The following is a 22,244-nucleotide window of genomic DNA, read 5'->3' on the forward strand; positions in this document are numbered from 1 at the left end:
GCGGCACCCGGAGCCGAAGCCGACGTCCTGTTCGTCTTCACGCCCGGCATGCCGCGCTTCGACTACCTCCGGCTGCTCGGCCGGGTGATGCGGGGCGAGGCGAGCCCGCAGGAAATCAAGGAATCGTCCGAGCACTTCGACAACCACTACGTGGACAGCCCGGTCTGGCACGCCGCCCTCAAAGCAATGCAGTAACCCGGTGGACCTGCGACGCACAACCAGAACACCCGCTCACGGCCGGGCGGTTCGGAGTTGTATTCCCCGCGCGTGCGGAGGGTGAAGGCCCCGAGCTACCAGGACTACTGCCGGATGGGGCATCTGTAGGGGGACCGTTCCGACCGGAGCCTGAACGCGAAGTGGGTCACCGTCAAAAACACGGGCCGCTCCCCGCCAACCTCAAGGGCTGGACACTCTCCGACAAGTCTGGCCACGCCTACCGCTTCTGCAACGTGCGCTAGAACGGCCACATCCGGGTCCGCGTCCACACCGGCATCGGCCGCGACTACCGAGGGGGACCTCGACCAGGACCGCCGCGCCTACGTCCGGGACAACGACGGTGACACCGCGACCCTGCGCAACAACCACCCCCGCATCGTCGACGTCAAGAGCTGGGGCACCACGGCCACTGGCCCTCGCCGGGCCGGCCGGTGAAACCTGGTCACTCTCACCATGGCCCATGGTGTGTTCGCCGGGTTGCGGCCGTGTGAGACACCGACTACAGCCGCCTGTACGCGGCGGATTTTTATGTCGGCGGAATGCAGTGCATCACCGAGGCTGGACGGGGTGAGTACAGTAACGAGGCCCAGGACGTGATCGACGGCCGGTCGGCGGCCTGCCCTTCCTCGACCGGATCTGGATCAAGGCGGGGTGGCCGTGGCACAGAGCACGCGACCCGGCCAGGTGATCGGCGGCCGCTATCGGCTGGTCTCCGAACTTGGCTCAGGGGGATTCGGACGGGTCTGGAAGGCCCGCGACGAGACCCTGCGCATCGACGTCGCGGTCAAGGAACTATGGCTGGTCCCGGTGATGTCCGAGACCGAGCAGGCCGAGCGGCTGGCCCGCGCCGCGCGTGAGGCCCGTAACGCCGCCCGGCTGCGCGACCATCCGAACATCGTTGGAGTCCACGACGTCGTAGTCGAGAACGGCCTCCCCTGGATCGTCATGCAGCTGATCGACGGCTGCTCACTGCAGGAGCATCTCGACACGCACGGACCGCTGTCGGCGGAGGAGGCCGCGAATGTCGCCGCGAAGCTGCTGGGGGCGCTCGGCGCGGCGCACGAGGCGGGAATCGTGCACCGAGATGTCAAACCGGCCAACGTCATGCTCACCGGGAGCGGCGAGGTCCTGCTCGCCGATTTCGGGATCGCGGTCCACCACGCCGACACCGCCCTGACCACCACTGGGGCGGTCATCGGCTCGATGGAGTACATGGCCCCCGAGCGGGCGCGCGGCACCGACGGACTTGCCGCCAGTGACCTGTTCTCGCTCGGGGTGACGCTGTATCAGGCTGTCGAGGGCGTCTCGCCGTTCCGCCGCGATACCCCCACCGGTTGCCTGGCCGCCGTCCTGTTCGAGCAGGCCCCGCCGCCTGTACGAGCGGGACGATTCGAACCGCTCATCACGGGCTGCTGGACAAGGATCAGGACCAGCGCCTGACCATCCCGGCTGCGCTGGCCTTGGTCGACGCGCCGGAGACGGCTAAAGCCACCCGAATCGATCGCTTCGGGCCCACGCCCACCAACGACGCTGACGGGCCCACGCCCACCACCAACGCTGACGAGCTCACGCCCACCGCTTCGCGACCACGGCCCAGGGCGCTTCTGCCGGTCGCCGGAAGCGTCCTGGTCCTGGTCCTGGTGTGCATAGTGATAGGCCTCTTGGTGAAATGGCCATTCGGGGAAACCTCGGATGCCGAGGCTGCCTGCGATGAGGCCTTTCAGGCCATCGAGGCGTTCAACCGGAGCCACCCGTCGGTCGACGAGGATTCGTCCGTTGCCCTGGCAGTGAAGACTGCTGCCGATCAAATGGCGAAAGACGTCCACGCCGCGGCCGCCAAGTCGACTGAAGTCAACGTGAAGATCACACTCGACAACTACGCCACCGCCACGGAGGCCAGCCACGGCGGTACCAGCGCACGGGACTCCTTCTACGCTTCTGTCGTCAGAGCGTGCAAGGAGGCGGGCAGCGCCCCTTCGAGCTAGTCCTGTGGCGGAGAGCAATCGCCGAGTTGGGTGATCAGGCTGCCGGCAATGGCCGGCCGCCCCATCGGATGCCGTTCAGGCCGGCCTGGACGCGCTGCTTGCCGGGGGCGAGAGCGAGTCCCTCGCGATGCTGGCCGGCCTCGGGCGCAGCGAAGTTTCCGAGGCACCGGGCCTCTTCGAGCGGGTGATGTGGATGAGCTGGGGGCTGGACTTCGTGGTCCCCGCCGATCATCGGGCCGCGAGGTGGGCCATGGCCTACTGGCTCGCCGCTCAGGTGGCGGACGGCTCCCTCGACCCTGCCGTCGGCGCCTACCGAATCTGGCGTGATGTCGCCTGGAACCTCGGAGCGCCGAGCGCGGCGAGCCGCGGGTGAACGCCGAGCCGGAGCGCGATCAGCCCCACCAGGATCTTGCGTGTCCAGGCGTTCTTCGGCATGGCCCGGGCCAACCCAACTTGGCCCCCAGGCTGAAGACGGTCAGACCTACGAGGATGTTGACCGCGTCGAACGTGACAGGCACCAGCCACGCCTTGCGCAGGTCGAACGCCGCGCCCGAGATCCCTTCGAAGGCGACCATGTGCTGGGTGCGCCGGCGTGGTGATGGGGATGGCGCAGGGCGCAGGTCGCAGGGCGTAGGGCAGCGTCGCAAGCCCGGGCGATGCGGGCGGTGAAGGGCACGTCGGGGAACCGCTCGCTGTTGGCGACAAGTGAATCCAACTCTGGCCACAGTTCCGTGAAAGCGCAGGTCAACGGTGGGAAGGTAACGTCTTCCGCCTGGGTGTCCCACTGCATGGCGATCACTGCGATCTGCGATCGAGACGTATGGGCAGAGGTCGGCTGTCTCGTGATGATTGGACGGCTCGGCCGGTTCACGCCTGGAACTCGGTGAGATCGATGGCGTGAACGTGCAGCGGAAAACCGTACACCGGGTGTGCCGTCTCGCGTTCCAGCACCATGCCGAGTTTGCGGATGACGTTCTCGGAGGCATCGTCACCCACCCGGCTGATGCTGATGACGCGGTCGAGGCCACGGTCCTGGAGCGCGAACTCCAGCGTGGCTTGAGCGGCTTCGGACGCGTATCCCTGGCCCCAGAATTGTGAGCCGAGCCGCCAGCTGATCGCCACGGCGGGCCCCACCTCCGGCAGGAACTCGGGCACGGACAGACCCGTGAAACCGGCCAGTTCACCCGAGGCCAGCAGTTCGACGGCGAAGAGGCCGAAGCCCTCCTCGTCCCACTCCTCCTCCCACCGCTCGATGTCCTCTGCCGTGTGGTCCAGGTCGAGCACCGAGCCGTCGTCGATCCAGTGCATGACCCGCGGGTCAGCGTTGATGTCCGCCATAGGCGCAAGGTCGTCGTCATGCCAGCGACGGAGCAGGAGGCGGGGGGTGCGAATCTCGGTCATGGCGCCCATCCTGCCGAAGGCAAGAGCCTCAGCGGTAATCGGCACTCGCCGCACCCGACTTCCAGGCCGCGCATGACTACCTCTTCAAGCACACCGATGCGCTCGCGGTGGAGTCGGACTTCGAAGGCGAGAGCTACCGGTCGCCACCGCCTGGCTACGTCTGGCCACGCCCGTGACGGACAGTGGCGGATCCACAGAAGCTCGTCGGGCAGGCGCCCGCTCGCGACATCGAGCCGTCGGCCGTCCCAGCCCTGGCAGCGCCCTGAGAGCCCACACGGCCATGTAGCGCACGACGCTCCCGCTGCTGCGTGGGATCGGTGCACAGCTCATACCTGAAGGACAGTGCCCGCATCTGCCAGGCCCGGCCAACGTGGATCTTGAGCTGTGCGAAGGCTGGCCGGAGGGTCGCTGCCAGGGCTTTTCAGGCAGTCTGGGAGTGATCGTCTGCGCACTCCTCAGCAGTTGGCTGCGCCGTCCCTCCACTGAAGAGCTCTGCGCCGTTTGGAAGCGGCGAATCAGCTATCTGACGGCGGCTGCGTTTGCTCTCTTCCTGGGGGCCTGTTGGTCCTCGCCGCCTTTGGCGGTGTCGCCGTGCTGGGACCCCGAGGATCCGCTGTATCTGACGGAGCATCAGAAAGACGTGACCTTCATGGAGGACTTCGCGAGCTTGAACGTCCGCGATGCGGGGCCCTCGCTTCCGTCCGCCGACAGGACGACCGTTCCCTTGGGCGTCACCACCGCGAGACGCCGGTGCCGCGAGGGCTTGATCTGGAAATCCGGCGGGCTCAGCCGATAGTCCATCTCCAGGGCAGGACTCGAAGCGACCTTTGACTTGTTGTAGTGAGAGTCGCTCGTGTACTCACCGTAGTTGGCCAGGCCTGCGCCCTGGAAGGAATCCATCACCTTCCGGGGGCTGTCGCCGGCAGGCCCGTCGGGGTGTGGACGGAGAGAGTCACCTTTGCTTCCCCTGTCCCGGCCTCGATCTTGCATGCGTGTGAGAAGTGGAACCACGAGCTGTTGTCGTCGACCGTCTCGGTCCGCTTCGTCTTCCAGGGCTTCGCCACGTCGAACGTCACCGGCAGCGCACACGCCGAACCGGCGCCCCCGATCGACGCGACTGCGGGGCCGTCCCCGCCCGTGCCGCTGTCCCCGCCCGCACAACCGAAGACTGCCCCCGCCAGCAGCGCGGCACCCAGCGCCCCTCGTATCTGCTTTCGGATCCAGAGCCCCCTCCATCCCGTTGGTCATCGTAAGAATGGCGGACGGTACTGTCCTCCCGGCAAGCGGAGCAAGGAAGTTCGGGCTGAGCAGGGGTGGCCGGAGGCGACCGCGCGACGGGCCGGTGCGTGGCGTGGGTGCCGCGTCTCAGCGCAGGTGGGCGTTGAGTGGCCGAGGTGGCCAGTTGTGGGCTGGGCGTGATGCGCTGGCCGGGGGGGCGGCGTCACGGTCGTACGGCGGTCACCGCACCCGGGGCAGGCCCGTCACAGCCATCATGAGTGAGTACAGCGAGGTCGTTGCCGTGATGAACAGCCGGTTGTTCTTCGGGCCGCCGAAGGCGATGTTGGAGACCGGCTCGGGCACGTGCAGCCTGCCGATGAGGGTGCCGTCGGGGTGGTAGCAGTGCACGCCGTCGTGGAACGCGGCGGCCCACAGCCGTCCTTCGTCGTCGAAGCGGATGTTGTCGAAGCCGCCGTCGGTGCGCTCGGCGAAGACCTTGCCGTCCGAGAGGGTGCGATCCTCATGGACGTCGAAGACGCGGATGTGGCGGGCGCGCGTGTCGGCGACGTACAACTGCCTTTCGTCCGGCGAGAAGACCAGGCCGTTCGGTCCGCCGAAACCGTCCGCGACCCGGTGGACCCCGCCGGTCACCGGGTCGATCCGATAGACGTCGCAGGTGCCGATCTCGCTCTCGGCGCGGTGCCCCTCATAGTCGCTGGTGATCCCGAAGTCGGGGTCCGTGAACCAGACCGAGCCGTCGGAGCGTACGACTGCGTCGTTCGGGCTGTTGAGGCGCTTGCCCTCGAAGCGGTCGGCGAGCACGGTGACGCGGCCGTCGTGCTCGGTGCGGGTGACCCGGCGGTTGCCCTGCTCGCAGCTCACCAGCCGGCCTTCGCGGTCGAGGGTGTTGCCGTTGACGTGCCCGGCGGGGGAGCGGAAGACGCCGATCGCGCCCGTTGTCTCGTCCCAGCGCATCAGGCGGTCGTTGGGAATGTCGCTCCAGATCAGCTGCCGCCAGGCGGGCAGATAGAGCGGTCCCTCGGCCCAGCGGCAGTCGGCGTGCAGCCGCTCAAGCCGTACGTCGCCGTTGGCGCACCTCCCGGTGCGAAAGCGCTCGTCCAGGACCTCGTACAGATTGTTGAGTATCTCGCCGGACATGGTCCACCCCTACCCGATTACGGCTGAAGCTCATTCGCCGCAATCTTAATGTGCCCGAACTGGATATGGTGGAGGTATGGGTATGGTCAACGGGATCGTGGACGATGTCGACAGGGCGCTGATAGCGGAGCTTCAGCGCGACGCCACACAGGCCTACGCGGTGCTCGGCAAGGCGGTCGGCCTGTCGGCCGGCGCGGCTCATGACCGCGTACGCAAGCTGCGTGAACGCGGTGTCATCCGCCGTACGACCGTGGATGCCGACCCGGCCGCCCTCGGGCGGGGTGTGCTCGCCTTCGTCATGGTCGACTCGTCGGCCTGGATGGGGGATTCGGCCGAATCCTTCGCCGCCATCCCCGAGATTCAGGAAGCCCACATCATCGCCGGCGCTGCCTCCGTCCTCGTAAAGGTGCGCACGGCCACCACGGAGCAACTGCAGGAGGTCCTGCGTCGGCTGTACGCGATCGAGGGCGTGAGCGGGACACAGGCGACGGTCGCGCTGGAGACCTTTTTCGAAAGGCCGGTTTGCGCCGGCTGATGCTGCGGGGGCGCCGGGATGCTTCCTACCGTGAACGGCTCGGCCAGTCGTGTGTCCGGGACAGTAAGTCTTCGGCGTCGGCTGGTCCGAACCGTTCCACTCACCTCGGGACGGCGACCGTAGTGGGCGCGGGCCGCACTCTCCGCCCACTACGCCGCCGAGCTCGGCGAACCGTCCGCCACGGCAGGGCTCTGCCACCACCGGGACAGTCGCGACAGTGCGGCGTGAAGCCCAGTGCACGCCGGCGTGCGCGCGGCGGAGCGTGTGTCGTGCCGCGGGCACGGCCGCGAGAAGGCCGGTTCGCCTGAGGTTATTTCCGGCTCGTTGTTATGGACAGTCACGGCCCGTCCGCCTCTTGGGCGTTCACCGTAGGAGCTGGCCGAGGACGGCCGAGGCGAGTGCCGCGTCGAGCGCTCCGACGCCGGTGAGGTCGGCGACCGTGATCGCGGTGTCCGGCCGGTCGACGGGCGCTTTGAGCAGCAGGCCGGCTGCGATGTCGCCGTCCTGGGCGGCGGCTCCGGCGCGGACGGCGTGGCCGAAGTCACCGTGGTCGAGGCACTGGGCGTGGTCGTCGGTTGCGATGAGGCGTGCGCGATGAAAGAGCGCCGGCGGCAGCTCGTTCTTGTGCGGCATGTCCGTGCCGATGCCGGTCACGTGCGAGCCCTCGCGTACCTGGGTGGCATCCAGGACGGGGGCTGTCGCCGGAGTTGTGGTGATGATCATGTCGGCTTCGGCCGCCTCTTGCGCCGAAGCAGGCCGGGCGTTCAGGCCGCGTGCGTTGAGCTCGTCGCACAGGGCGTTGGCTTTGTGCGGGTTGCGGCCGTGGACCAGCACCATGCCGACCGGGCGGAGCTTGGCCAGCCAGGACGCCTGGAGGCGGGCCTGTTCGCCGGTGCCGAAGACGGCCAGCGTGGCGGCGGTGGGCCGGGCCATGGCATGGGTGATCAGCGCGCCCGCGGCGGCGGTGCGCCAGGCGGTCAGCAGACCCTGGTCGTCGAGGAGCGCGCGCACCTGTCCGGTGCGGGCGCTGACGACGCAGACCAGACCGTGGTTGGACGGAAGGCCGAGCCGAGGATTGCCGTAGAAGCCGGTTGCGATCTTGACGGTGAAGTCGGCGGCGCCGGTGATCCAGCCGGCCTTCACGTGGCAGTCCCCGTCGGCTTCGGGGAAGTCCATGTGCAGGGGCGGCGGCACACTGGTGCGGCCTTCGGCGTGAGCGATCAGCGCGTCACGGATGGTGTCGAGGACCAGCTGCGGGGTGGCGGCCTTTTTGATGGCGGCCGTGTCGAAAGCGGGGAGGGTCACCGGCGCGCTCGCATCCACTCGGCGAAGGCTGCCAGGCCCTCTTCCGGGTTGCGGCGGCCGATGCCGATACGGAACCGGTCGGCGGGGGTGGCGGTGAGTTCGGAGTGGTAGATGCTCGCGGGCAGCAGCAGGACACCTGCTTCCTCAACCAGGCGGGTGCAGAACTCCTCGACCCCGTCGGCGCCGAGGTAACGGGGGTAGGCGACGCATCCGCCGTCCGGCGCCTGCCACTCGAAGTCGTCGGCGAACTCGGCGAAGAACTCGTCGAAAGCCGGCAGGTTGGCCGCGATCAAGGCCCGGTTGCGGTCCAGGATCGTCTCGCGGGCCTTCAGCGCGATACGGGCCAGGACCTCGCTGGGCGCGGAGTTGCAGATGGTGGTGTAGTGCTTGGCCCGCTCCAGCCGCGAGCGCAGCGCGCGGTCGCGGCAGGTGATCCAGCCGATGCGCAGCCCGGGCAGCCCCAGGGACTTCGAGGTCACGTTCAAGGACAGTGCACGCTCGGACAGGTCGGCGGCTTGCGGCAGGATGCGGGCCGGGTCGCGCTCCAGGCCGCGGTAGACCTCGTCGCTGAAGAGGTGGATGCCGTGCTCGTCGCACAGGCGGGCCAGCGCGATGAAATCGGCTGCGTCGAGGACCTTGCCGGTGGGGTTGTTGGGGAAGTTCACCGATATGACCCGGGTGTTCGGCCGGATCGCCGCCGCCACCTTGTCGAGGTCCAGGGCCCAGTCCCGGTCCGCATCGAGGGCCACGCCGGTGACCTCGCACAGCGCCAGCGGCACGGTCTCGGCGGCCTGGTAGTTCGGGGTCACCACCACCGCGTGGTCACCCGCGCCGAGCAGGACGTTCATCGCCAGGTAGAGGGCTTCTTCGGCGCCCGCGAAGCAGATGACGTCGTCTGCGTCGGCGTGCTCGTACGTCTGGGCGATCACCTCGCGCAGGGCCGGGTCGCCCAAGGTCTCGGTGTAGCCCAGCGACAGGTTCTCGAAGGCATCGCGGTCCTTGTCGTCCGCCAGCGCGAGCAGTTCGCCGAGCGTCATGGTCTGGACGTCGGAGGCAGTCAGGTGGTGGCGGGCGGTGAACTCCCAGCGGGAGAAGTACGTTTCCAGGCGGAAGTCGGGCAGCCGGGTCATGGTCGTCAGTCCTTTGCGCTTGGTGTTCTGAGCTCGGCCAGCAGGCCGTAGACGGTGGACCGGGACACCCGCAGGGCGCCGGCGACGACCGGGGCGGCGCGTCGCACCGCAAACACCCGGGCCTCGTCCAGCCGGCCGAGGATGGCCAGGCGGTCCTGGCGGGTCATGCGTTCGACAGGGCGACCTGTTTCGCGGACGTAGCCGCCGATGATGTGCTGGATGCGCTCGGACCAGTCCTGCTCGAACAACGGCCGGGGGCGCTGGACGGTCGGGGCTCCGAAGGCGGACAGGACGGCCGAGGCCTGTTCCAGTGGCGTGCGGTCGAGATTGATGCACAGCACCGCCGACGGCCGGTCCTGCGCATCCCGCAGGACCGCGCTCACCGATGACAGACGGCGGCCGTCCGCCAGCAGTTTCTCGTACGGCCCGAACACGTCCTGCGCCGACGGGTCGAGCTCGTCCAGTTCGCCGAGCAGCGAAGGATCCCCCGGGCCGCGGGAGGTCATCGGATTCCAGATCTCCAGGACCTGGTCGGTGTCCGGATCATGTAGGACGACCTCGGCGTACGGGCCGAGCAACAGCGCGACGGCTTGGCACACCGGCGCCCATTTCTGCACACGAGGGTCCCGACCCTCTTTCGCGTTCCCCATGCTTGGACTGTACGTCCAGACTGGATAAAAAGTCCATGAGACGGGATCGGCTGAACCGGAACCAGGCCCGCCATGCGCGCGCCCGGCGCCGACGGTTGCCTTCCGGCGGCCGTCGGCGCCCCGTGGTGTCGCCGCGGGCGGTGATGCGCTCGCCGAGCTCGGCGGCGGGCCGGGCTGTCGGGGACGCTCGGCAGGCGGGCGGCGCTGTTGGTCAGGCCGTCGTTGATGCGGACGTACTGGACGCCGTCGGCGCAGTCGAGCCGGGCCAGCGCTCGGCCGCTGGTCCGTGCGATGTGGCACGATCTCGCAGGTGACCAGCAAACCCGCCGCGGCGCAGCACCTGCGCGACCTCGCGCTGCTGCGCCGCGTTCGCGACCGGATCGACCGGGAGTACGCGCAGCCACTGGACGTAGAGGCGCTCGCTCGCGGCGTGAACATGTCGGCCGGGCACTTCAGCCGCCAGTTCCGGCTGGCGTACGGCGAGCCGCCGTACGCCTATCTGATGACGCGTCGCATCGAGCGCGCGATGGCGCTGCTGCGTCGTGGCGACCTCAGCGTCACCGAGGTCTGCTTCGCGGTCGGCTGCGCGTCGCTGGGCACCTTCAGCAGTCGCTTCACCGAGCTGGTCGGTGTGCCGCCCAGCGTCTATCGGCGCCAGGCGGCGCCCGCGAAGGCGGGGATGCCGTCCTGCGTGGAGAAACAGGTGACCAAACCGATCAGGAATCGAGAAGCGCCGGCCCCCGAGCCGCGCCTAGCGTGACTGCCATGGACATCACCATTCACGCGAGCTTCCTCCCGCACAACGACCCGGACGCCTCCCTGGCCTTCCACCGCGACACCCTCGGCTTCGCGGTCCGCAACGACGTCGGATACGGCGGGATGCGCTGAATCACGGCCGGCCCCGCCGACCAGCCCGGCACATCCATCGTCCTGCATCCGCCGGCCGCCGACCCTGGCGTCACCGACGACGAGCGTCGCACCATCGTCGAGATGATGGCCAAGGGCACCTACGCCGTCATCCTCTTGGCCACCGCCGACCTCGACGGCACCTTCGAGCGGGTGCAGGCCGGCGGCATCGAGGTTGTCCAGGAGCCGACCGAGCAGCCGTATGGGGTTCGCGACTGCGCCGTCCGCGATCCCGCGGGCGACCTGATCCGCATCCAGGAGCTGCGCTGAGCCGTCCGGCGATCGCAGCCATGAGCAGCTATGACCCGCACAGACGGCACCGTGAAGGGGGCCGCGCACGACGATGAGGGGACCTCCCTGCTCTAGCGAAGCCGAGAGCTTGGGGGAGGCGGCCGCCTGGTGTCTCCCGTCACCGACCCCGATGGCAACGTCCCCGAGCTGCTTCACGACCGATGAGTGCCGCCCCCGCTCCCGCGCTCAGCGTCGTCGCGACACCGAGCATGGCTCACCCACGACAAAGAGGCCCGCGAGATCGACGCGCTGCCGCAGGAGCGGGGTGAGGGGTGAGGGGTGCGTCGCGCACACCGGCTTCGACCCGCGTGCGGCGGCCGCCCCGTACCGCTGGTTCCGCATCTCCCCGCGCCGCATCCAGGTTGGCGCGAGGTGAACGAGGTGCTCGACCGCGAGCTGATGCGCGACGGCCGCCGGTTGGTCCGATGCCTCGGCGGGCACGGCGTGTGGCCGGGGGGAGACAGCGGACCGTTGCCCCGACCGGGCCGACGAAAGAAAACCAGACGCTACGCTCGAAGCTGGTCAGATCGAGCCAGGCGACGCTGACGGAGACCGTGAAGGCGGCCCCGCCCAACACATGGAGACACGATGAGCATGGCCACGAGGACGGACACGCAGTCGCCTGCGCTGCACACTGCCGACAGCCACGATCTGATCCGCGTGCACGGCGCGCGCGAGAACAACCTCAAGGACGTCAGCATCGAGATCCCGAAGCGCCGGCTGACGGTGTTCACCGGCGTCTCCGGCTCGGGCAAGAGCTCGCTGGTGTTCAACACGATCGCCGCGGAGTCGCAGCGGCTGATCAACGAGACCTACAGCGCCTTCGTGCAGGGCTTCATGCCGACGCTGGCGCGGCCCGAGGTCGACGTACTCGAAGGGCTGACGACCGCGATCATCGTCGACCAGCAGCGGATGGGTGCCGACCCCCGCTCCACGGTCGGCACCGCCACCGACGCCAACGCGATGCTGCGCATCCTCTTCAGCCGGCTCGGGCAGCCGCACATCGGCCCGCCCAGCGCGTACGCCTTCAACGTCCCCTCGGTCCGGGCGAGCGGCGCGATCACCGTCGAGCGCGGTGCCAAGAAGGCGGTGAAGGCGACCTTCAACCGCACCGGCGGCATGTGTCCGCGCTGCGAAGGCCGGGGCACGGTCTCCGACATCGACCTCACCCAGCTCTACGACGACGGCAAGTCGCTCAACGAGGGTGCGCTCACGATCCCCGGCTACAGCATGGACGGCTGGTACGGCCGCATCTTCGGCGGCTGCGGCTTCTTCGACCCGGACAAGCCGATCCGCAAGTACACCAAGAAGGAACTGCACGACCTCCTCCACAAGGAGCCGACCAAGATCAAGGTCGACGGCATCAACCTGACGTACGAGGGTCTGATACCGAAGATCCAGAAGTCGATGCTGTCCAAGGACATCGACGCGCTGCAGCCGCACGTCCGCGCGTTCGTGGAGCGGGCGATGACGTTCACCGTCTGCCCCGAGTGCGACGGCACCAGGCTCAGCGAGGCGGCCCGGTCGTCGACGATCAAGGGGATCAGCATCGCTGACGCCTGCGCGATGCAGATCAGCGACCTGGCCGAATGGGTCCGCGGCCTCGACGAGCCGTCGGTGGCGCCGCTGCTCGCGAAGCTGCAGCACACCCTCAAGTCGTTCGTGGAGATCGGCCTCGGCTACCTCTCGCTCGACCGGCCGTCGGGCACGCTGTCGGGCGGCGAAGCACAGCGCGTCAAGATGATCCGCCACCTCGGCTCCTCGCTCACCGACACCACCTACGTCTTCGACGAGCCCACCATCGGCCTGCACCCCCATGACATCCAGCGGATGAACGACCTGCTGCTGCGGCTGCGGGACAAGGGCAACACGGTGCTCGTCGTGGAGCACAAGCCGGAGACGATCACGATCGCCGACCATGTCGTCGACCTTGGCCCCGGCGCCGGTACGGCGGGCGGCTCAGTGTGCTTCGAGGGCACCGTCGAGGGGCTGCGGGCCAGCGGCACCATCACCGGCCGCCATTTCGACGACCGGGCCGTCCTCAAGGAGACGGTGCGCACCCCCGCCGGCACGCTGGAGATCCGCGGCGCGACGACGCACAACCTGCAGGACGTTGACGTCGACATCCCGCTCGGAGTGCTCACCGTCGTCACGGGCGTCGCCGGTTCCGGCAAGAGCTCGCTCGTGCACGGCTCCATCCCTGCCGGCGAGGGTGTGGTGTCGGTCGACCAGAGCCCGATCCGCGGCTCCAGGCGGAGCAACCCGGCGACGTACACCGGACTGCTCGACCCGATCCGCAAGGCGTTCGCGAAGGCCAACGGTGTGAAGCCGGCGCTGTTCAGCGCCAACTCCGAGGGCGCCTGCCCCACCTGCAACGGTGCCGGCGTCATCTACACCGACCTGGCGATGATGGCCGGCGTCGCCACCACCTGCGAGGAGTGCGAGGGGAAGCGCTTCCAGGCATCGGTGCTCGACCACCACCTCGGCGGCCGCGACATCAGCGAGGTGCTCGCGATGTCGGTGACCGAGGCCGAGGAGTTCTTCGGCGCCGGCGAGGCGCACACGCCGGCCGCGCACCGCATCCTCGGCCGGCTCGCCGACGTCGGGCTCGGCTACCTCAGCCTCGGCCAGCCGCTCACCACGCTGTCCGGCGGCGAGCGGCAGCGGCTCAAGCTGGCCACCCACATGGCTGAGAAGGGCGGCGTCTACGTCCTCGACGAGCCGACCGCCGGCCTGCATCTCGCCGACGTCGAGCAGCTGCTCGGCCTGCTCGACCGGCTCGTCGACTCCGGCAAGTCGGTCATCGTCGTCGAGCACCACCAGGCAGTCATGGCGCACGCCGACTGGATCATCGACCTCGGCCCCGGCGCCGGCCACGACGGCGGCAAGATCGTCTTCGAGGGCACACCCGCCGACCTCGTCGCCGCCAGCTCCACCCTCACCGGCGAGCACCTCGCGGCCTACGTCGGGACCTGACCAAGGCTCCGCGGACACCGTGGGACGAGTTCTCTCTTCTGTTCCGACTCGTCCCGACCGGTAAAGGGGCAGCGGGCACCGGTGGCCGCCGTGACGTTCGCCGACGAACGCCTGCGCGACGACGACCTCGCGGTGCGGACGCCGTCCGCACCGCGAGCACGGTGCTGTATCTCGCGCACCATCCGGCGCCCGGCGCCCCGGCACCGTGTACTACGCGGGTTTTGACGACCTGTCGGCGCTGCCGGTGACCGACGCGTCCAACGCGTACGCGGTGACCGCCTCCATCAAGCGAGCCGTCCTCGACACCGTCGCCGCCCGGACCGAAGCGCGAGGGGTGCACTTCACCGGGGACGCCGGGGACGCGGTACTGTCCGCCCCTCCACGGCCGCCGTCCTCCAGCAGGACGGCACGATCCTCGCGGACCACCCCAACTCCCCGTCCCTGACAGCCCTGTGCGACTGGCTTGCGGCAGGGGAAGACGTCGGGCAGAGACACTGCGCCGCTGCATGTGAGCGAGGGCACCAACCCGAGTCGTCGCCTCGGACGTCTCCACGACGCTCTGGCGGCTTCACGAGATGACACCACCGAGGAAGTGAACCTCGGCGACGGTCACCAGCAGAACCCACAACATGCGGCAAACGCGTGCCTTTGGCTGACGGACGGCTCCTGGGAACCAGGATGCCTAGCCGCGAAGGAGCCGACGGCCGCGGTGATGGTGATGTCCACGACCACATGCTTCCCCGGCTCCCTGAGGTGCTCTTCGGAGAGCCTCATGCCCAGACAGACGCGATGCCCGAGTGGGCAGTTCATCGTGGACGCACAGGTCACCCGGCCGTGGAGAGCGCAGGACGGACGATGTCCGCCACGTGAGACGTACATGGACCGGACGCCGCGATGGCTGGGTTCGTTGGTTGGCGTGCGTGGGTGAGGTGGGTAGACGCGTGCAGCCTGACCTCACCAGCGGGTGCCATCGGGCGTGGTGACGTGGGCGAGGCCGGCAGCCCGTTCAACGCATAGCCTCATAGCGGTTAAGGGGTGGGCATGAAGTAGCCGGTTGCCGAAGCTGTGAGGTATAGCGCTCGGTACTAGGGCTGCGGGGCGCGGCGGCAGCCCGCATGCGTGCGCTCCGCCGGCGGACTCGCAGGGCCCGGATGCCTTCACACTCGGGGGTGGGGACAGCCACTCGCCGCCGGGTCCTCCAACAGCTCCAGGAGCGACAGCGGCCCGGCCGACTGGAGCGGGCCAACCACGCCTTGTGGTGCACCTACGCCGAGGACTACGCCCCCGTGAAGTCTGTCTGGCAGCTGCCAACCACCGGTAGCAAGAACACTGCCCTGACCTCCAGGCTCGGCACCTGCATCACCTCACTTCACCGGAGAAGTACCGCCGTTCGCCTCCGCGTGTTGAAGGGCCGAGGTTTTGCCGCCTCGGCCCTTCTTGCACGGCATTACGTCCCGAAGTGAGCGGCACCGACGAAAGTCGAGGCGCTCAGTGCGCTCAGTGAAGGAAGCCTTGGTAGCGTGCCGCCGCCAGCTGTAAGGATCAAGGAAGGACAACAACGTGCAGGAAGTGACGTGCCACAGCGTCAGTGAGCAGCGGATCACCCAAGCCCTGGAGGACATCTACGGGCGGGCGTTCGGCCGCTGGCACTGGCTGCGCTACGGCGGCCTGTCCCTGAAGGGGCTTCAGGATATGCGCGACGAACTCCTCGACCACGTCGCCGCTCGTGCCTTGGAGGACCCCACGCTCAGCGCCGCCCCCTCACGCATAGTCCTGCGAACCGCGGCGGAGTGCGCCCTCGGGGTGCTGAGCCTCGGCGCCTTCCCCAACGGCGACTTCGAGGTCCCCTTCCCTCTCATCGACGAGACGCTCAGCAGCGAGGACTTCAGTTTCGGGGACGCGGTGGACCAGGCGCCCACCACGAAGACCTGGCTGGACGCGTTCGCGATGTGCCTGGTCAGTGGCGCGATCTGGGAGCGGGACCGGGTGATCGGTCTGCTGCTACGGGAGGACTATGCGCCCGCGATCCGCGACGGGGTGCCGTACTCGCCGCTGGAGTCGCGGTCGGATCCGGCGGGCCTCGCGGAGATGGATGCGTTGTGCGGCTACCTGACCAAGGCACGAGGGCACCTGCCCCGGGACTGGCCCTCTGTGACTCTGTGCAAGCCGGACGTCGAAGAGCGCGTTGAGGCGGCTCGGCGCTTGGATGCCCTCAGTGCGCTGACGCCGGATCAGCAGCTGCTCCGCGTGCTCCTGGAGGACGACCAGCCGGCCTTCGAACGGGCCCTGGCCGACCGTCTCGTCCAGCACCGCGAGAACGCAGCAGCCGATGAGGCCCCCCGAAGTCTGCTGCCGGTCGGCACGATCGCTCTGGCCGCGCTGGCTGTCCAGGTGCACGGGTGGAAGGTGCGTATTAGGTCCGGCTATCTACCGGAAGGCATGCTGCGTGCCCCGGAGGGCGCTCCGCAGGTCGGCATCTGACGCCGGCGTGGTGGCCCGCGGCCGCCGGTCTGCCCAGGCCCGGTGAACTATCGTTTCCTGAGCGGGTGTTGGCAGACCAGGCTCAGGTCGCCATGAATCGGCCCAGCTCACGTGACTTCTGCTGAAGGGCAGCTGCCCACGCCCCCTCAGCGGAATCCGGGGCCGTTGGGACCTGAACATCCTTGAGCTCGCCGCCCTCGGCAAAGTCGGCTGGCTGCCAGTTCACCTCGATGCCCGCCCTCTCCGCCAGGACCAGCACCGTGGCGACGAACCCCTCGGACAGGGCGGCCATGACGGCGTGGCTCGTTCTCCGGTGCCACGCGAGCAGGGCGTCGACGAACGTTTTGAATATGGTGGGGTCGATCTGGCACTCGTCAGCCTTCATGGGGCCGATGCCGGACGGCAGACCCACTTCGGTTTGGTAGACGTTCACCTGGCTCATGAACAGCCGGGAGGCCCCGTTGGACGGGTTCCACAGGGTCTGGTCGCCCATGTCGAAGTACTGGCTCACTGCGGCCTCTTCGCGGGCCTCTTCGTGCTGGTCATACGGGCCAGCGTAGTGAGCCACTGACATTACGGTCAGTCAGCCCTCCACGGAAAGTGAGCCAGAACCTGAGAACCGACAGCACCCACTGAGGGAGCCGATAGCAACACAGTTAGGCGTCACACTTCCAGTCGTGCGCTTCAGCAGTGGGTCAGCCTCACCCGAAGCCCGCGGTACCAAAAGCCTGGGCGCGCGGGCCGTGGGGTGCTCGCACCCCCAGCTCGCTTCTGCCATGGGTGCGCGGGCTCCACGGCCGTCACAAAGACGCTATCGCTGATCGAGAGCGCGCGAACACGCTGGATATTCTCCCGGTATGAAGATCATGGTGGGGGGCCTCGCGGCCGGGGTGGGATTTGGGGCGGTTACCTCGCTCGTCAACGCGCTTTCGTCGCCGTACGTGGAGCTCGGGATGCCGCTCGCCGGCACCGTCTGGGCCAAGGCTGCCAAGGTGCTCAGCCTGCTGATGGACGCAGGCTGGTCATGGGCCGCATTGGCGGTGGGGATGGGTTGGCTGGCCGGGACGCGCGCCCGCGGCGCGCTGGTTGGGGCCTTGGCGCTGATCGCGGCCTCGGTGGCGTATTACGTGACTGATGCCTTCGTTCTCGGGGCACCGCTGGCCTTGTTCGCGACGGAAACGTTCACGTGGTCGGCGCTTGGCCTGCTGTTCGGGCTGGTCCTGGGTGTGGTGGGTGCAGCCATCAGGTGGCCTGGGCTGATCGGCCTGCTTGCCGCGTTGACGGTGCCGGTGGGTGCCGCGGTGCAGATGGTCGTGATGCCGCCCCGGCCTCACCTCACCGTGACCCCAGCAATTGTTCTCGCCGAGGCCATCGTCTGGACAGCCTCCGTGCTCGGTGCCGGCTGGGCTGTCCACCGTTTCTGGGCCGCGAGGCCTGCGGTCGGGGCCAGATAGCGGAACCATCAGGGATACCCCGTCATGGTCGTGGGTGAGCCGACCGCCGCACCTCTCAGGATCTCGGCTCACTTGCTGCCGAAATTTGTGAACAATCCGATGTCGCGGCAGCGTCCGGACGACTCCTGAACTGCTGTCGAGGTGCTGCCCGATCTCGGGTTCTGGCTCAACTTCTGTGGTGACAGGGTCGGGGCCGGTCGGCTGGGGCTGAGCACGCACGGGATGGCAGGTCAGCTCCCGTCGCTGGGGACGTGCCTGGGTGTGGGCTTGCAGCTCCACAGAAGTTGAGCCAGAACCCGATCTCGTTGAGAGAGCCAGGGCAGCGCCACAGCGCCACGCATTTATCGGACGCCGGTGCGTGCTGGCCATCCCAAGCCCTGCATCTTGTATCCGCGGGCCCCTGCGCCAGTCTTGGGGGCCCGCCTCTTCAGGTGGTCGTCGGTGGCGGGTGCGAGGCCGGCGCTATGGACGAGTTGATGCGCGGCCGCGTCTACGGCGCTGACCACGACGACCCCGACCCTGGACCCCAACCCGGTCATACCTACCGGGAACTGGTCGGCGGACCGCTGGACGGTCTGCTGCTCGATGTGACGGGCTGGAGCGCGGCCGACCTGGAAGAGGGCGCGGCCCTGCTCACCGAACTCGGCGCGTACGGGCCGGGCGGCTGCGCCTTGTACGGGCCACGCCCGGCGGACCCACGCCGCTGGGACTGGCACGGGGATATCCCCTGACTGCCTTGCTCCTCGGGCGCCCGGCTCCGGGCTTCGGCAGACTGAGGGCATGCCCAAGCCTCGGCCCCGCATCGTGGTTCACCCACCGGTCCCGACCGGCGGCCGCCGCGTGTACGTCGACGACGGGCCCATGGGCGTTGCCTACGACGTGCCGGATCTGCTGGAGTTCCTGCGTAGGGTCGCCCTGGATCCGGAAAAGACGAGGTCCAGCTGAACGATCCGTTGATCGAGTGGCGCGGTGGCGGGCCTGATGTGTGGAGCGCCGAGGTCGCCGACTGACCTTCCGTGCCTGGTCTCGGTCGGTCGCGCCTCGCCCCCGACCGGACGGCGTAGCCACGGCTGCTGGTTAGTGCCTTGCGTCGGGCCGCCTCGACCTTCGCACGGCAGGAGCTGCACAAATGGGTTCTCTGGGGGAAGCGTGTGGCGTGAGGCGGAGTGCGAACGACGTGATGCAGCTCAGCGCCGAAGCTGCCGACAGTGTCGAGCGCAACAGGACTGGCACTATCGCCGAATCAAGCGAACTGGGCGGCGCCGGTCAGTCGCTTACTCAGCTGGGCTGAGGACCGCGGCAGATGTCGACGTCTCTGTCGGTGCAGGAAGCCGGATCGTTGCCGGCAGTGCATTGGGCAAGGTTGCACACTGCGGCGCGGGTCTTGCACTGGTGGGCGACTGACGGAGCGACAGCCCCCACGTCATTGGTGGGAACGCCGAGCTTCACTGGTGTCGCGGAGGGCCGCCTCGTGGGCGTCAGGGCGGGCGGCAGTTGGCGGCGCGTCCTGCGGGGCCGGAAGGGGCCGTCCCAGGCGCGCGAGCGGGGACAGGGCCATCAACGCCGGGGACAACATCATGCCTGCGGCCGTCACCAGGAGGCTGGTACGCGACCCCCACACTTCCGCGAGACAGCCTCCGAGCAGAGAGCCGAGCGGGGTCAGCCCCATGCCGACGAACGTGATCGTCGCGGCCGTGCGGCCTTGCATCCCGTCAGGGGTGACGGCCTGCCGGACGGCCATGACCGTGACGTTCACCAGCTGGCCGAAGGTCCCGAACACGAAGTTGACCGCCAGGAGCGCGGGGATCGTCACCACAGAGGGGCCATGCAGCGCGGGCACACACAGCATCGCGCCATCGCCGAGTGCCGCCGCGGACACGAGCACCGTGCCGTAACCGAACCGGCTCGGCAGGCGGGCGGCCAGCAGGGAGCCCACGAGCGCGCCCGGCCCCGTCGCAGCGAGCGCCAGCCCGACGGCGGTGCCCGACAGGTGCAGTTCACGCGGCAGGAAGAGCAGATAGACGGTCATCATGGCCGCGAAGGAGAACTGGAATGCGGCAGAGGCAAGGCCCACGGTCCGCAGCGAGGTATCACTGACGACGAAGCGGAGGCCTTCATGGATCCGCCGCCAGACCCGAGGGGGATGTTCCGAGCGCTCCGGGACCGGTTCGCGGTGGCGGATCCGTCGGATCGACAGGAACGACAGCGCGAAGAAGGCCGCGCTGGACGCGGCGCCAATCGGCGCCGACAGCAGTGACACCAATGCGCCGCCGAGGGCAGGGCCGCCGATCTGGGCCGCGGACCGACTGCCCTCGAGCGCGCTGTTGCCCCGCACCAGCTGATTGCGGTTCACCAGTCGTACGAGTGACGCCTGGTACGCCACGTCGAAGAACACGGACAGAGCCCCGACAGCGAAGGCGACCACAAGCAGCGCCGGCAGGCCGAGCCCGCCAAGGAGGCCGGCCACGGCGGCTCCGCCCAGCGCCAGGGCCCGGCCGAGGTCCGCCATCACCATCACCGTGCGGGTCCGCCACCTGTCCACCCATGCGCCGACGAAGAGCGAGAGCAACAGGACCGGCGCCTGCCCCACCGCGCGGAGGGCGCCCAGCTGGCCGGCGTCGGCGTTGAGCGTCAGAACGGCGATCAGCGGCAGGAGCACCAGGCTCGCATGTTCGCCGAGTTGGGAGGCTGTCTGGCCCACCCAGAGGCTGCGGAAGTCGCCGTCCCGCCACAGGCTTGGCGGAACAGGGCGACTGGAATCGGATACAGCGGAGGAAGCGGACGGCACAGGGACCCTTGGATTGCCGAGAACGAGGCCCACCACCCGGCACACGACAGGTGCACCGACGGTTCGGGCAGGGAAGGCTCGCTGTGCCGCGCATCAAGGGCAGCACGCGATGACAGGCCGGTCACGGCCTACAACGTCAACGCGCGCTCGGACGACCGGGCATGTCTTAGCTCCTCGTGGGTCACTCGCTGCCCGAACACTAGCCCTCGGCGGCCCGGTGCGAAAGGCGATTTAGGCCCGTGGCAGACGGCCAGGACCCAGTCCGGCATGCCGCCGCACCTCCGGCCCGGCGGGACTTTACATAGCCCCGGATCAAGACATCCCCTCACGGTGATCCCGGCGGATCGTGGCGCACAGAACGACCTTCGATTGCGAGTTCCCCATGAGGCCCTCAGCGGGATAAGCACGCTCCACCGTCCCACCGCAAGACCTCAACCGGCGGCTCGCTGGCGGTAAGGGCTCCTTGCATCCCTCGCAGAGCAGGCCGGATAGAGCGAGACCGAGCGCGAACTCCGTGCGGCCACTGACCGCGGCCGGCCGATCTGGCCGTGGGCGTCCTCGGGGGCTTTCGGGAGGTTCCTCACGTCGAGGCGCCGTTTCTTCCTCGGCTGTTGCACCTTTCCGGGTGTCATCGACTTCCGAGGCAGGTATGGCCGAGTGCACCTGCCGGCAAGACGCTGGGACATGTAGCCGAGACGGAAGGCTATTCTGCGGCTCATCCAATCTCCCTAGGGTTGAGGACATCAAGCAGGACGTAGAGCCGGACATCAACCGGACGAAACCCAGGGAGAGTTACCGTGCGCGCAGTAATCCAGAAGTCCTTCGGCGGCCCCGAGGTCCTCGAGGTCGTGGAGACCGAGCGGCCGAAGCCGCTGTCCGGCGAGGTCCTTGTCAAGGTCCACGCCAGTGCGGTCAACCCGGTGGACGTGGCCGTCAGGTCCGGCGCCTTCCCGCTGCTCGGCGAGCCGCCGTTCGGCGTGGGCTGGGACATCTCCGGGGTGGTCGAAGAGGCCGGCCCCGGCGCCAGGTTCGCGGTGGGCGACGAGGTGTACGGGATGCCGTTCTTCCCCCGCGCCGCCACCGGGTACGCCGAGTACATCGCCGCTCCGTCCCGCCAGCTGGCCCGCAAGCCCGCCTCGATCGACCACGTACACGCCGCCGCCATCCCCCTCGCGGCGCTCACGGCCTGGCAGGGCCTGGTGCAGGCGGCAGGCGTCAAGGAGGGTGACCGGGTACTGATCCAGCGGGCGGCCGGCGGCGTCGGCCACTTCGCGGTGCAGATCGCGAAGGCACGTGGCGCCCATGTGATCGCCATCGCCAGTGCGGCCCGGCACGATTTCGTCCGCGGCCTCGGCGCCGACGAGGTCATCGACTACCGGACCACCGACTTCACCGAGGCCGTCAAGGACGCCGATGTGGTCCTCGACTCCACGGCCCAGGGCGATCTCTCGCTCGGCGTGCTGCGCCCCGGCGGCGTACTCATCAGCATCTTGGAACACGGCAATCCGGAGCTCGCCGCACGCGTCGAGGCGGCCGGACGGCGCTTCGCCGGCATCTCGGTCGAGCCGGACTACGCCGCGCTCGAAGCGATCGCCGAGCTGGTCGACGCGGGCCTGATCCGCCCGTACGTCGCGGAGGCTTTCCCGCTGGAGGAGGCCGGTAAGGCACATGAGCTGGTCGGCTCGGGACACGTACAGGGCAAGATTGTTCTGACGGTCTGACCAAGACGGGCCGCACCAGGGAGGGCGAG

General features: G+C 68.7%; 21 protein-coding genes and 3 pseudogenes. 15 read left to right on the forward strand and 9 right to left on the reverse strand.

The annotated features are described in order from the left end of the window. The 4 genes and pseudogenes from DY245_RS18470 to DY245_RS18485 all read left to right on the forward strand — a co-directional run. Nucleotides 1–195 (forward strand): annotated as a pseudogene (locus tag DY245_RS18470) (cupin domain-containing protein); the annotation flags it as partial. 678 nt (nt 196–873) lie between these two features. After that, entirely contained in the window at nt 874–1,656 is a 783-nt protein-coding gene (locus tag DY245_RS18475; protein WP_181923745.1) for a serine/threonine-protein kinase, read from the forward strand. 20 nt (nt 1,657–1,676) lie between these two features. Continuing rightward, nucleotides 1,677–2,201: a hypothetical protein gene (locus DY245_RS18480; RefSeq protein ID WP_128508366.1), complete on the forward strand. Its 525-nt coding sequence runs from the start codon at nt 1,677–1,679 to the stop codon at nt 2,199–2,201. Between the two features lie 127 nt (nt 2,202–2,328). Then, nucleotides 2,329–2,574, forward strand: coding sequence for a hypothetical protein (locus DY245_RS18485; protein ID WP_128508367.1), 246 nt, complete (start codon nt 2,329–2,331; stop codon nt 2,572–2,574). 494 nt (nt 2,575–3,068) lie between these two features. Here DY245_RS18485 and DY245_RS18490 read toward each other — a convergent pair whose 3' ends face one another. From DY245_RS18490 to DY245_RS18500, 4 genes are all read right to left on the reverse strand, one after another. Continuing rightward, nucleotides 3,069–3,602 (reverse strand): GNAT family N-acetyltransferase, encoded by a 534-nt coding sequence (locus tag DY245_RS18490; RefSeq protein ID WP_128508368.1) that lies wholly within the window; start codon nt 3,600–3,602, stop codon nt 3,069–3,071. A 630-nt stretch (nt 3,603–4,232) separates the two neighbouring features. Then, nucleotides 4,233–4,592 (reverse strand): lipoprotein, encoded by a 360-nt coding sequence (locus DY245_RS48295; RefSeq protein WP_280524983.1) that lies wholly within the window; start codon nt 4,590–4,592, stop codon nt 4,233–4,235. Further along, a complete protein-coding gene (locus DY245_RS48300) occupies nt 4,502–4,822 on the reverse strand; it encodes a lipoprotein (RefSeq protein ID WP_220377917.1) in 321 nt (106 codons plus the stop codon). The genes DY245_RS48295 and DY245_RS48300 overlap by 91 nt, the downstream gene beginning before the upstream one ends. Before the next feature lie 238 nt (nt 4,823–5,060). Further along, nucleotides 5,061–5,978: an SMP-30/gluconolactonase/LRE family protein gene (locus tag DY245_RS18500; protein ID WP_128508370.1), complete on the reverse strand. Its 918-nt coding sequence runs from the start codon at nt 5,976–5,978 to the stop codon at nt 5,061–5,063. Between the two features lie 97 nt (nt 5,979–6,075). Between DY245_RS18500 and DY245_RS18505 the strand changes: the two genes are divergently transcribed. After that, nucleotides 6,076–6,513, forward strand: a complete 438-nt coding sequence (locus DY245_RS18505) for an Lrp/AsnC family transcriptional regulator (protein ID WP_128508412.1) — start codon at nt 6,076–6,078, stop codon at nt 6,511–6,513. Nucleotides 6,514–6,639: 126 nt separating this feature from the next. Continuing rightward, nucleotides 6,640–6,738, forward strand: a pseudogene (locus tag DY245_RS46400) (alpha-ketoglutarate-dependent dioxygenase AlkB); the annotation flags it as partial. 138 nt (nt 6,739–6,876) lie between these two features. Here DY245_RS46400 and DY245_RS18515 read toward each other — a convergent pair. Genes DY245_RS18515 through DY245_RS18525 form a run of 3 tightly spaced genes read right to left on the reverse strand, consistent with a single transcriptional unit; the run spans nt 6,877 to nt 9,598 of the window. After that, nucleotides 6,877–7,836: an ornithine cyclodeaminase family protein gene (locus DY245_RS18515; protein WP_244943114.1), complete on the reverse strand. Its 960-nt coding sequence runs from the start codon at nt 7,834–7,836 to the stop codon at nt 6,877–6,879. Next, the gene (locus DY245_RS18520; protein ID WP_128508371.1) at nt 7,815–8,948 is read right to left on the reverse strand and encodes an aminotransferase class I/II-fold pyridoxal phosphate-dependent enzyme; all 1,134 of its coding nucleotides are present in this window, start codon (nt 8,946–8,948) and stop codon (nt 7,815–7,817) included. The genes DY245_RS18515 and DY245_RS18520 overlap by 22 nt, the downstream gene beginning before the upstream one ends. 5 nt (nt 8,949–8,953) lie before the next feature. Continuing rightward, entirely contained in the window at nt 8,954–9,598 is a 645-nt protein-coding gene (locus tag DY245_RS18525) for a helix-turn-helix transcriptional regulator (RefSeq protein WP_128508372.1), read from the reverse strand. A 310-nt stretch (nt 9,599–9,908) separates the two neighbouring features. Between DY245_RS18525 and DY245_RS18535 the strand changes: the two genes are divergently transcribed. From DY245_RS18535 to DY245_RS18560, 5 genes and pseudogenes are all read left to right on the forward strand, one after another. Beyond that, nucleotides 9,909–10,358: a helix-turn-helix transcriptional regulator gene (locus DY245_RS18535; RefSeq protein ID WP_128508373.1), complete on the forward strand. Its 450-nt coding sequence runs from the start codon at nt 9,909–9,911 to the stop codon at nt 10,356–10,358. A 5-nt stretch (nt 10,359–10,363) separates the two neighbouring features. Continuing rightward, nucleotides 10,364–10,774: pseudogene (locus DY245_RS18540) on the forward strand (VOC family protein). 609 nt (nt 10,775–11,383) lie between these two features. After that, the gene (locus tag DY245_RS18550) at nt 11,384–13,771 is read left to right on the forward strand and encodes an ATP-binding cassette domain-containing protein (protein ID WP_128508374.1); all 2,388 of its coding nucleotides are present in this window, start codon (nt 11,384–11,386) and stop codon (nt 13,769–13,771) included. Between the two features lie 205 nt (nt 13,772–13,976). Further along, nucleotides 13,977–14,216 (forward strand): hypothetical protein, encoded by a 240-nt coding sequence (locus DY245_RS18555; RefSeq protein ID WP_128508375.1) that lies wholly within the window; start codon nt 13,977–13,979, stop codon nt 14,214–14,216. A 1,115-nt stretch (nt 14,217–15,331) separates the two neighbouring features. Beyond that, complete coding sequence (locus DY245_RS18560) at nt 15,332–16,252, forward strand: immunity 49 family protein (RefSeq protein WP_128508376.1); 921 nt, start codon at nt 15,332–15,334, stop codon at nt 16,250–16,252. Between the two features lie 82 nt (nt 16,253–16,334). Here the strand turns inward: DY245_RS18560 and DY245_RS18565 are convergent, their stop codons facing one another. Next, complete coding sequence (locus DY245_RS18565) at nt 16,335–16,763, reverse strand: DUF6086 family protein (protein WP_181923751.1); 429 nt, start codon at nt 16,761–16,763, stop codon at nt 16,335–16,337. A gap of 346 nt (nt 16,764–17,109) precedes the next feature. On the opposite strand from DY245_RS18565, the gene DY245_RS18570 reads away from it, so the two are divergent. The 3 genes from DY245_RS18570 (at nt 17,110) to DY245_RS44470 (ending at nt 18,651) form a co-directional block, all read left to right on the forward strand. After that, entirely contained in the window at nt 17,110–17,706 is a 597-nt protein-coding gene (locus tag DY245_RS18570; protein WP_128508378.1) for a hypothetical protein, read from the forward strand. A 464-nt stretch (nt 17,707–18,170) separates the two neighbouring features. Further along, entirely contained in the window at nt 18,171–18,437 is a 267-nt protein-coding gene (locus DY245_RS18575; RefSeq protein ID WP_128508379.1) for a hypothetical protein, read from the forward strand. A 49-nt stretch (nt 18,438–18,486) separates the two neighbouring features. Next, nucleotides 18,487–18,651, forward strand: coding sequence for a hypothetical protein (locus DY245_RS44470; protein ID WP_342354198.1), 165 nt, complete (start codon nt 18,487–18,489; stop codon nt 18,649–18,651). Between the two features lie 478 nt (nt 18,652–19,129). Here the strand turns inward: DY245_RS44470 and DY245_RS18580 are convergent, their stop codons facing one another. Next, on the reverse strand, nt 19,130–20,494 hold the full coding sequence (locus tag DY245_RS18580; RefSeq protein ID WP_128508380.1) for an MFS transporter: 1,365 nt from the start codon (nt 20,492–20,494) through the stop codon (nt 19,130–19,132). Between the two features lie 797 nt (nt 20,495–21,291). Between DY245_RS18580 and DY245_RS18585 the strand changes: the two genes are divergently transcribed. Beyond that, on the forward strand, nt 21,292–22,215 hold the full coding sequence (locus tag DY245_RS18585) for an NADP-dependent oxidoreductase (RefSeq protein ID WP_128508381.1): 924 nt from the start codon (nt 21,292–21,294) through the stop codon (nt 22,213–22,215). Nucleotides 22,216–22,244: the final 29 nt, after the last annotated feature.

This window comes from Streptomyces inhibens, assembly GCF_003389455.1.
GTDB classification, from domain to species: Bacteria; Actinomycetota; Actinomycetes; order Streptomycetales; family Streptomycetaceae; genus Streptomyces; species Streptomyces inhibens.

What these genes read in the sequence shown, in the direction of transcription:
- DY245_RS18485 (WP_128508367.1), top strand. Translation starts at nt 2,329, where the DNA reads ATGCTGGCCGGCCTCGGGCGCAGCGAAGTTTCCGAGGCACCGGGCCTC.
- DY245_RS18490 (WP_128508368.1), bottom strand. Translation starts at nt 3,602, where the DNA reads ATGACCGAGATTCGCACCCCCCGCCTCCTGCTCCGTCGCTGGCATGAC.
- DY245_RS48295 (WP_280524983.1), bottom strand. Translation starts at nt 4,592, where the DNA reads ATGCAAGATCGAGGCCGGGACAGGGGAAGCAAAGGTGACTCTCTCCGT.
- DY245_RS18500 (WP_128508370.1), bottom strand. Translation starts at nt 5,978, where the DNA reads ATGTCCGGCGAGATACTCAACAATCTGTACGAGGTCCTGGACGAGCGC.
- DY245_RS18520 (WP_128508371.1), bottom strand. Translation starts at nt 8,948, where the DNA reads ATGACCCGGCTGCCCGACTTCCGCCTGGAAACGTACTTCTCCCGCTGG.
- DY245_RS18525 (WP_128508372.1), bottom strand. Translation starts at nt 9,598, where the DNA reads ATGGGGAACGCGAAAGAGGGTCGGGACCCTCGTGTGCAGAAATGGGCG.
- DY245_RS18550 (WP_128508374.1), top strand. Translation starts at nt 11,384, where the DNA reads ATGAGCATGGCCACGAGGACGGACACGCAGTCGCCTGCGCTGCACACT.
- DY245_RS18570 (WP_128508378.1), top strand. Translation starts at nt 17,110, where the DNA reads ATGAAGATCATGGTGGGGGGCCTCGCGGCCGGGGTGGGATTTGGGGCG.
- DY245_RS18575 (WP_128508379.1), top strand. Translation starts at nt 18,171, where the DNA reads ATGGACGAGTTGATGCGCGGCCGCGTCTACGGCGCTGACCACGACGAC.
- DY245_RS44470 (WP_342354198.1), top strand. Translation starts at nt 18,487, where the DNA reads ATGCCCAAGCCTCGGCCCCGCATCGTGGTTCACCCACCGGTCCCGACC.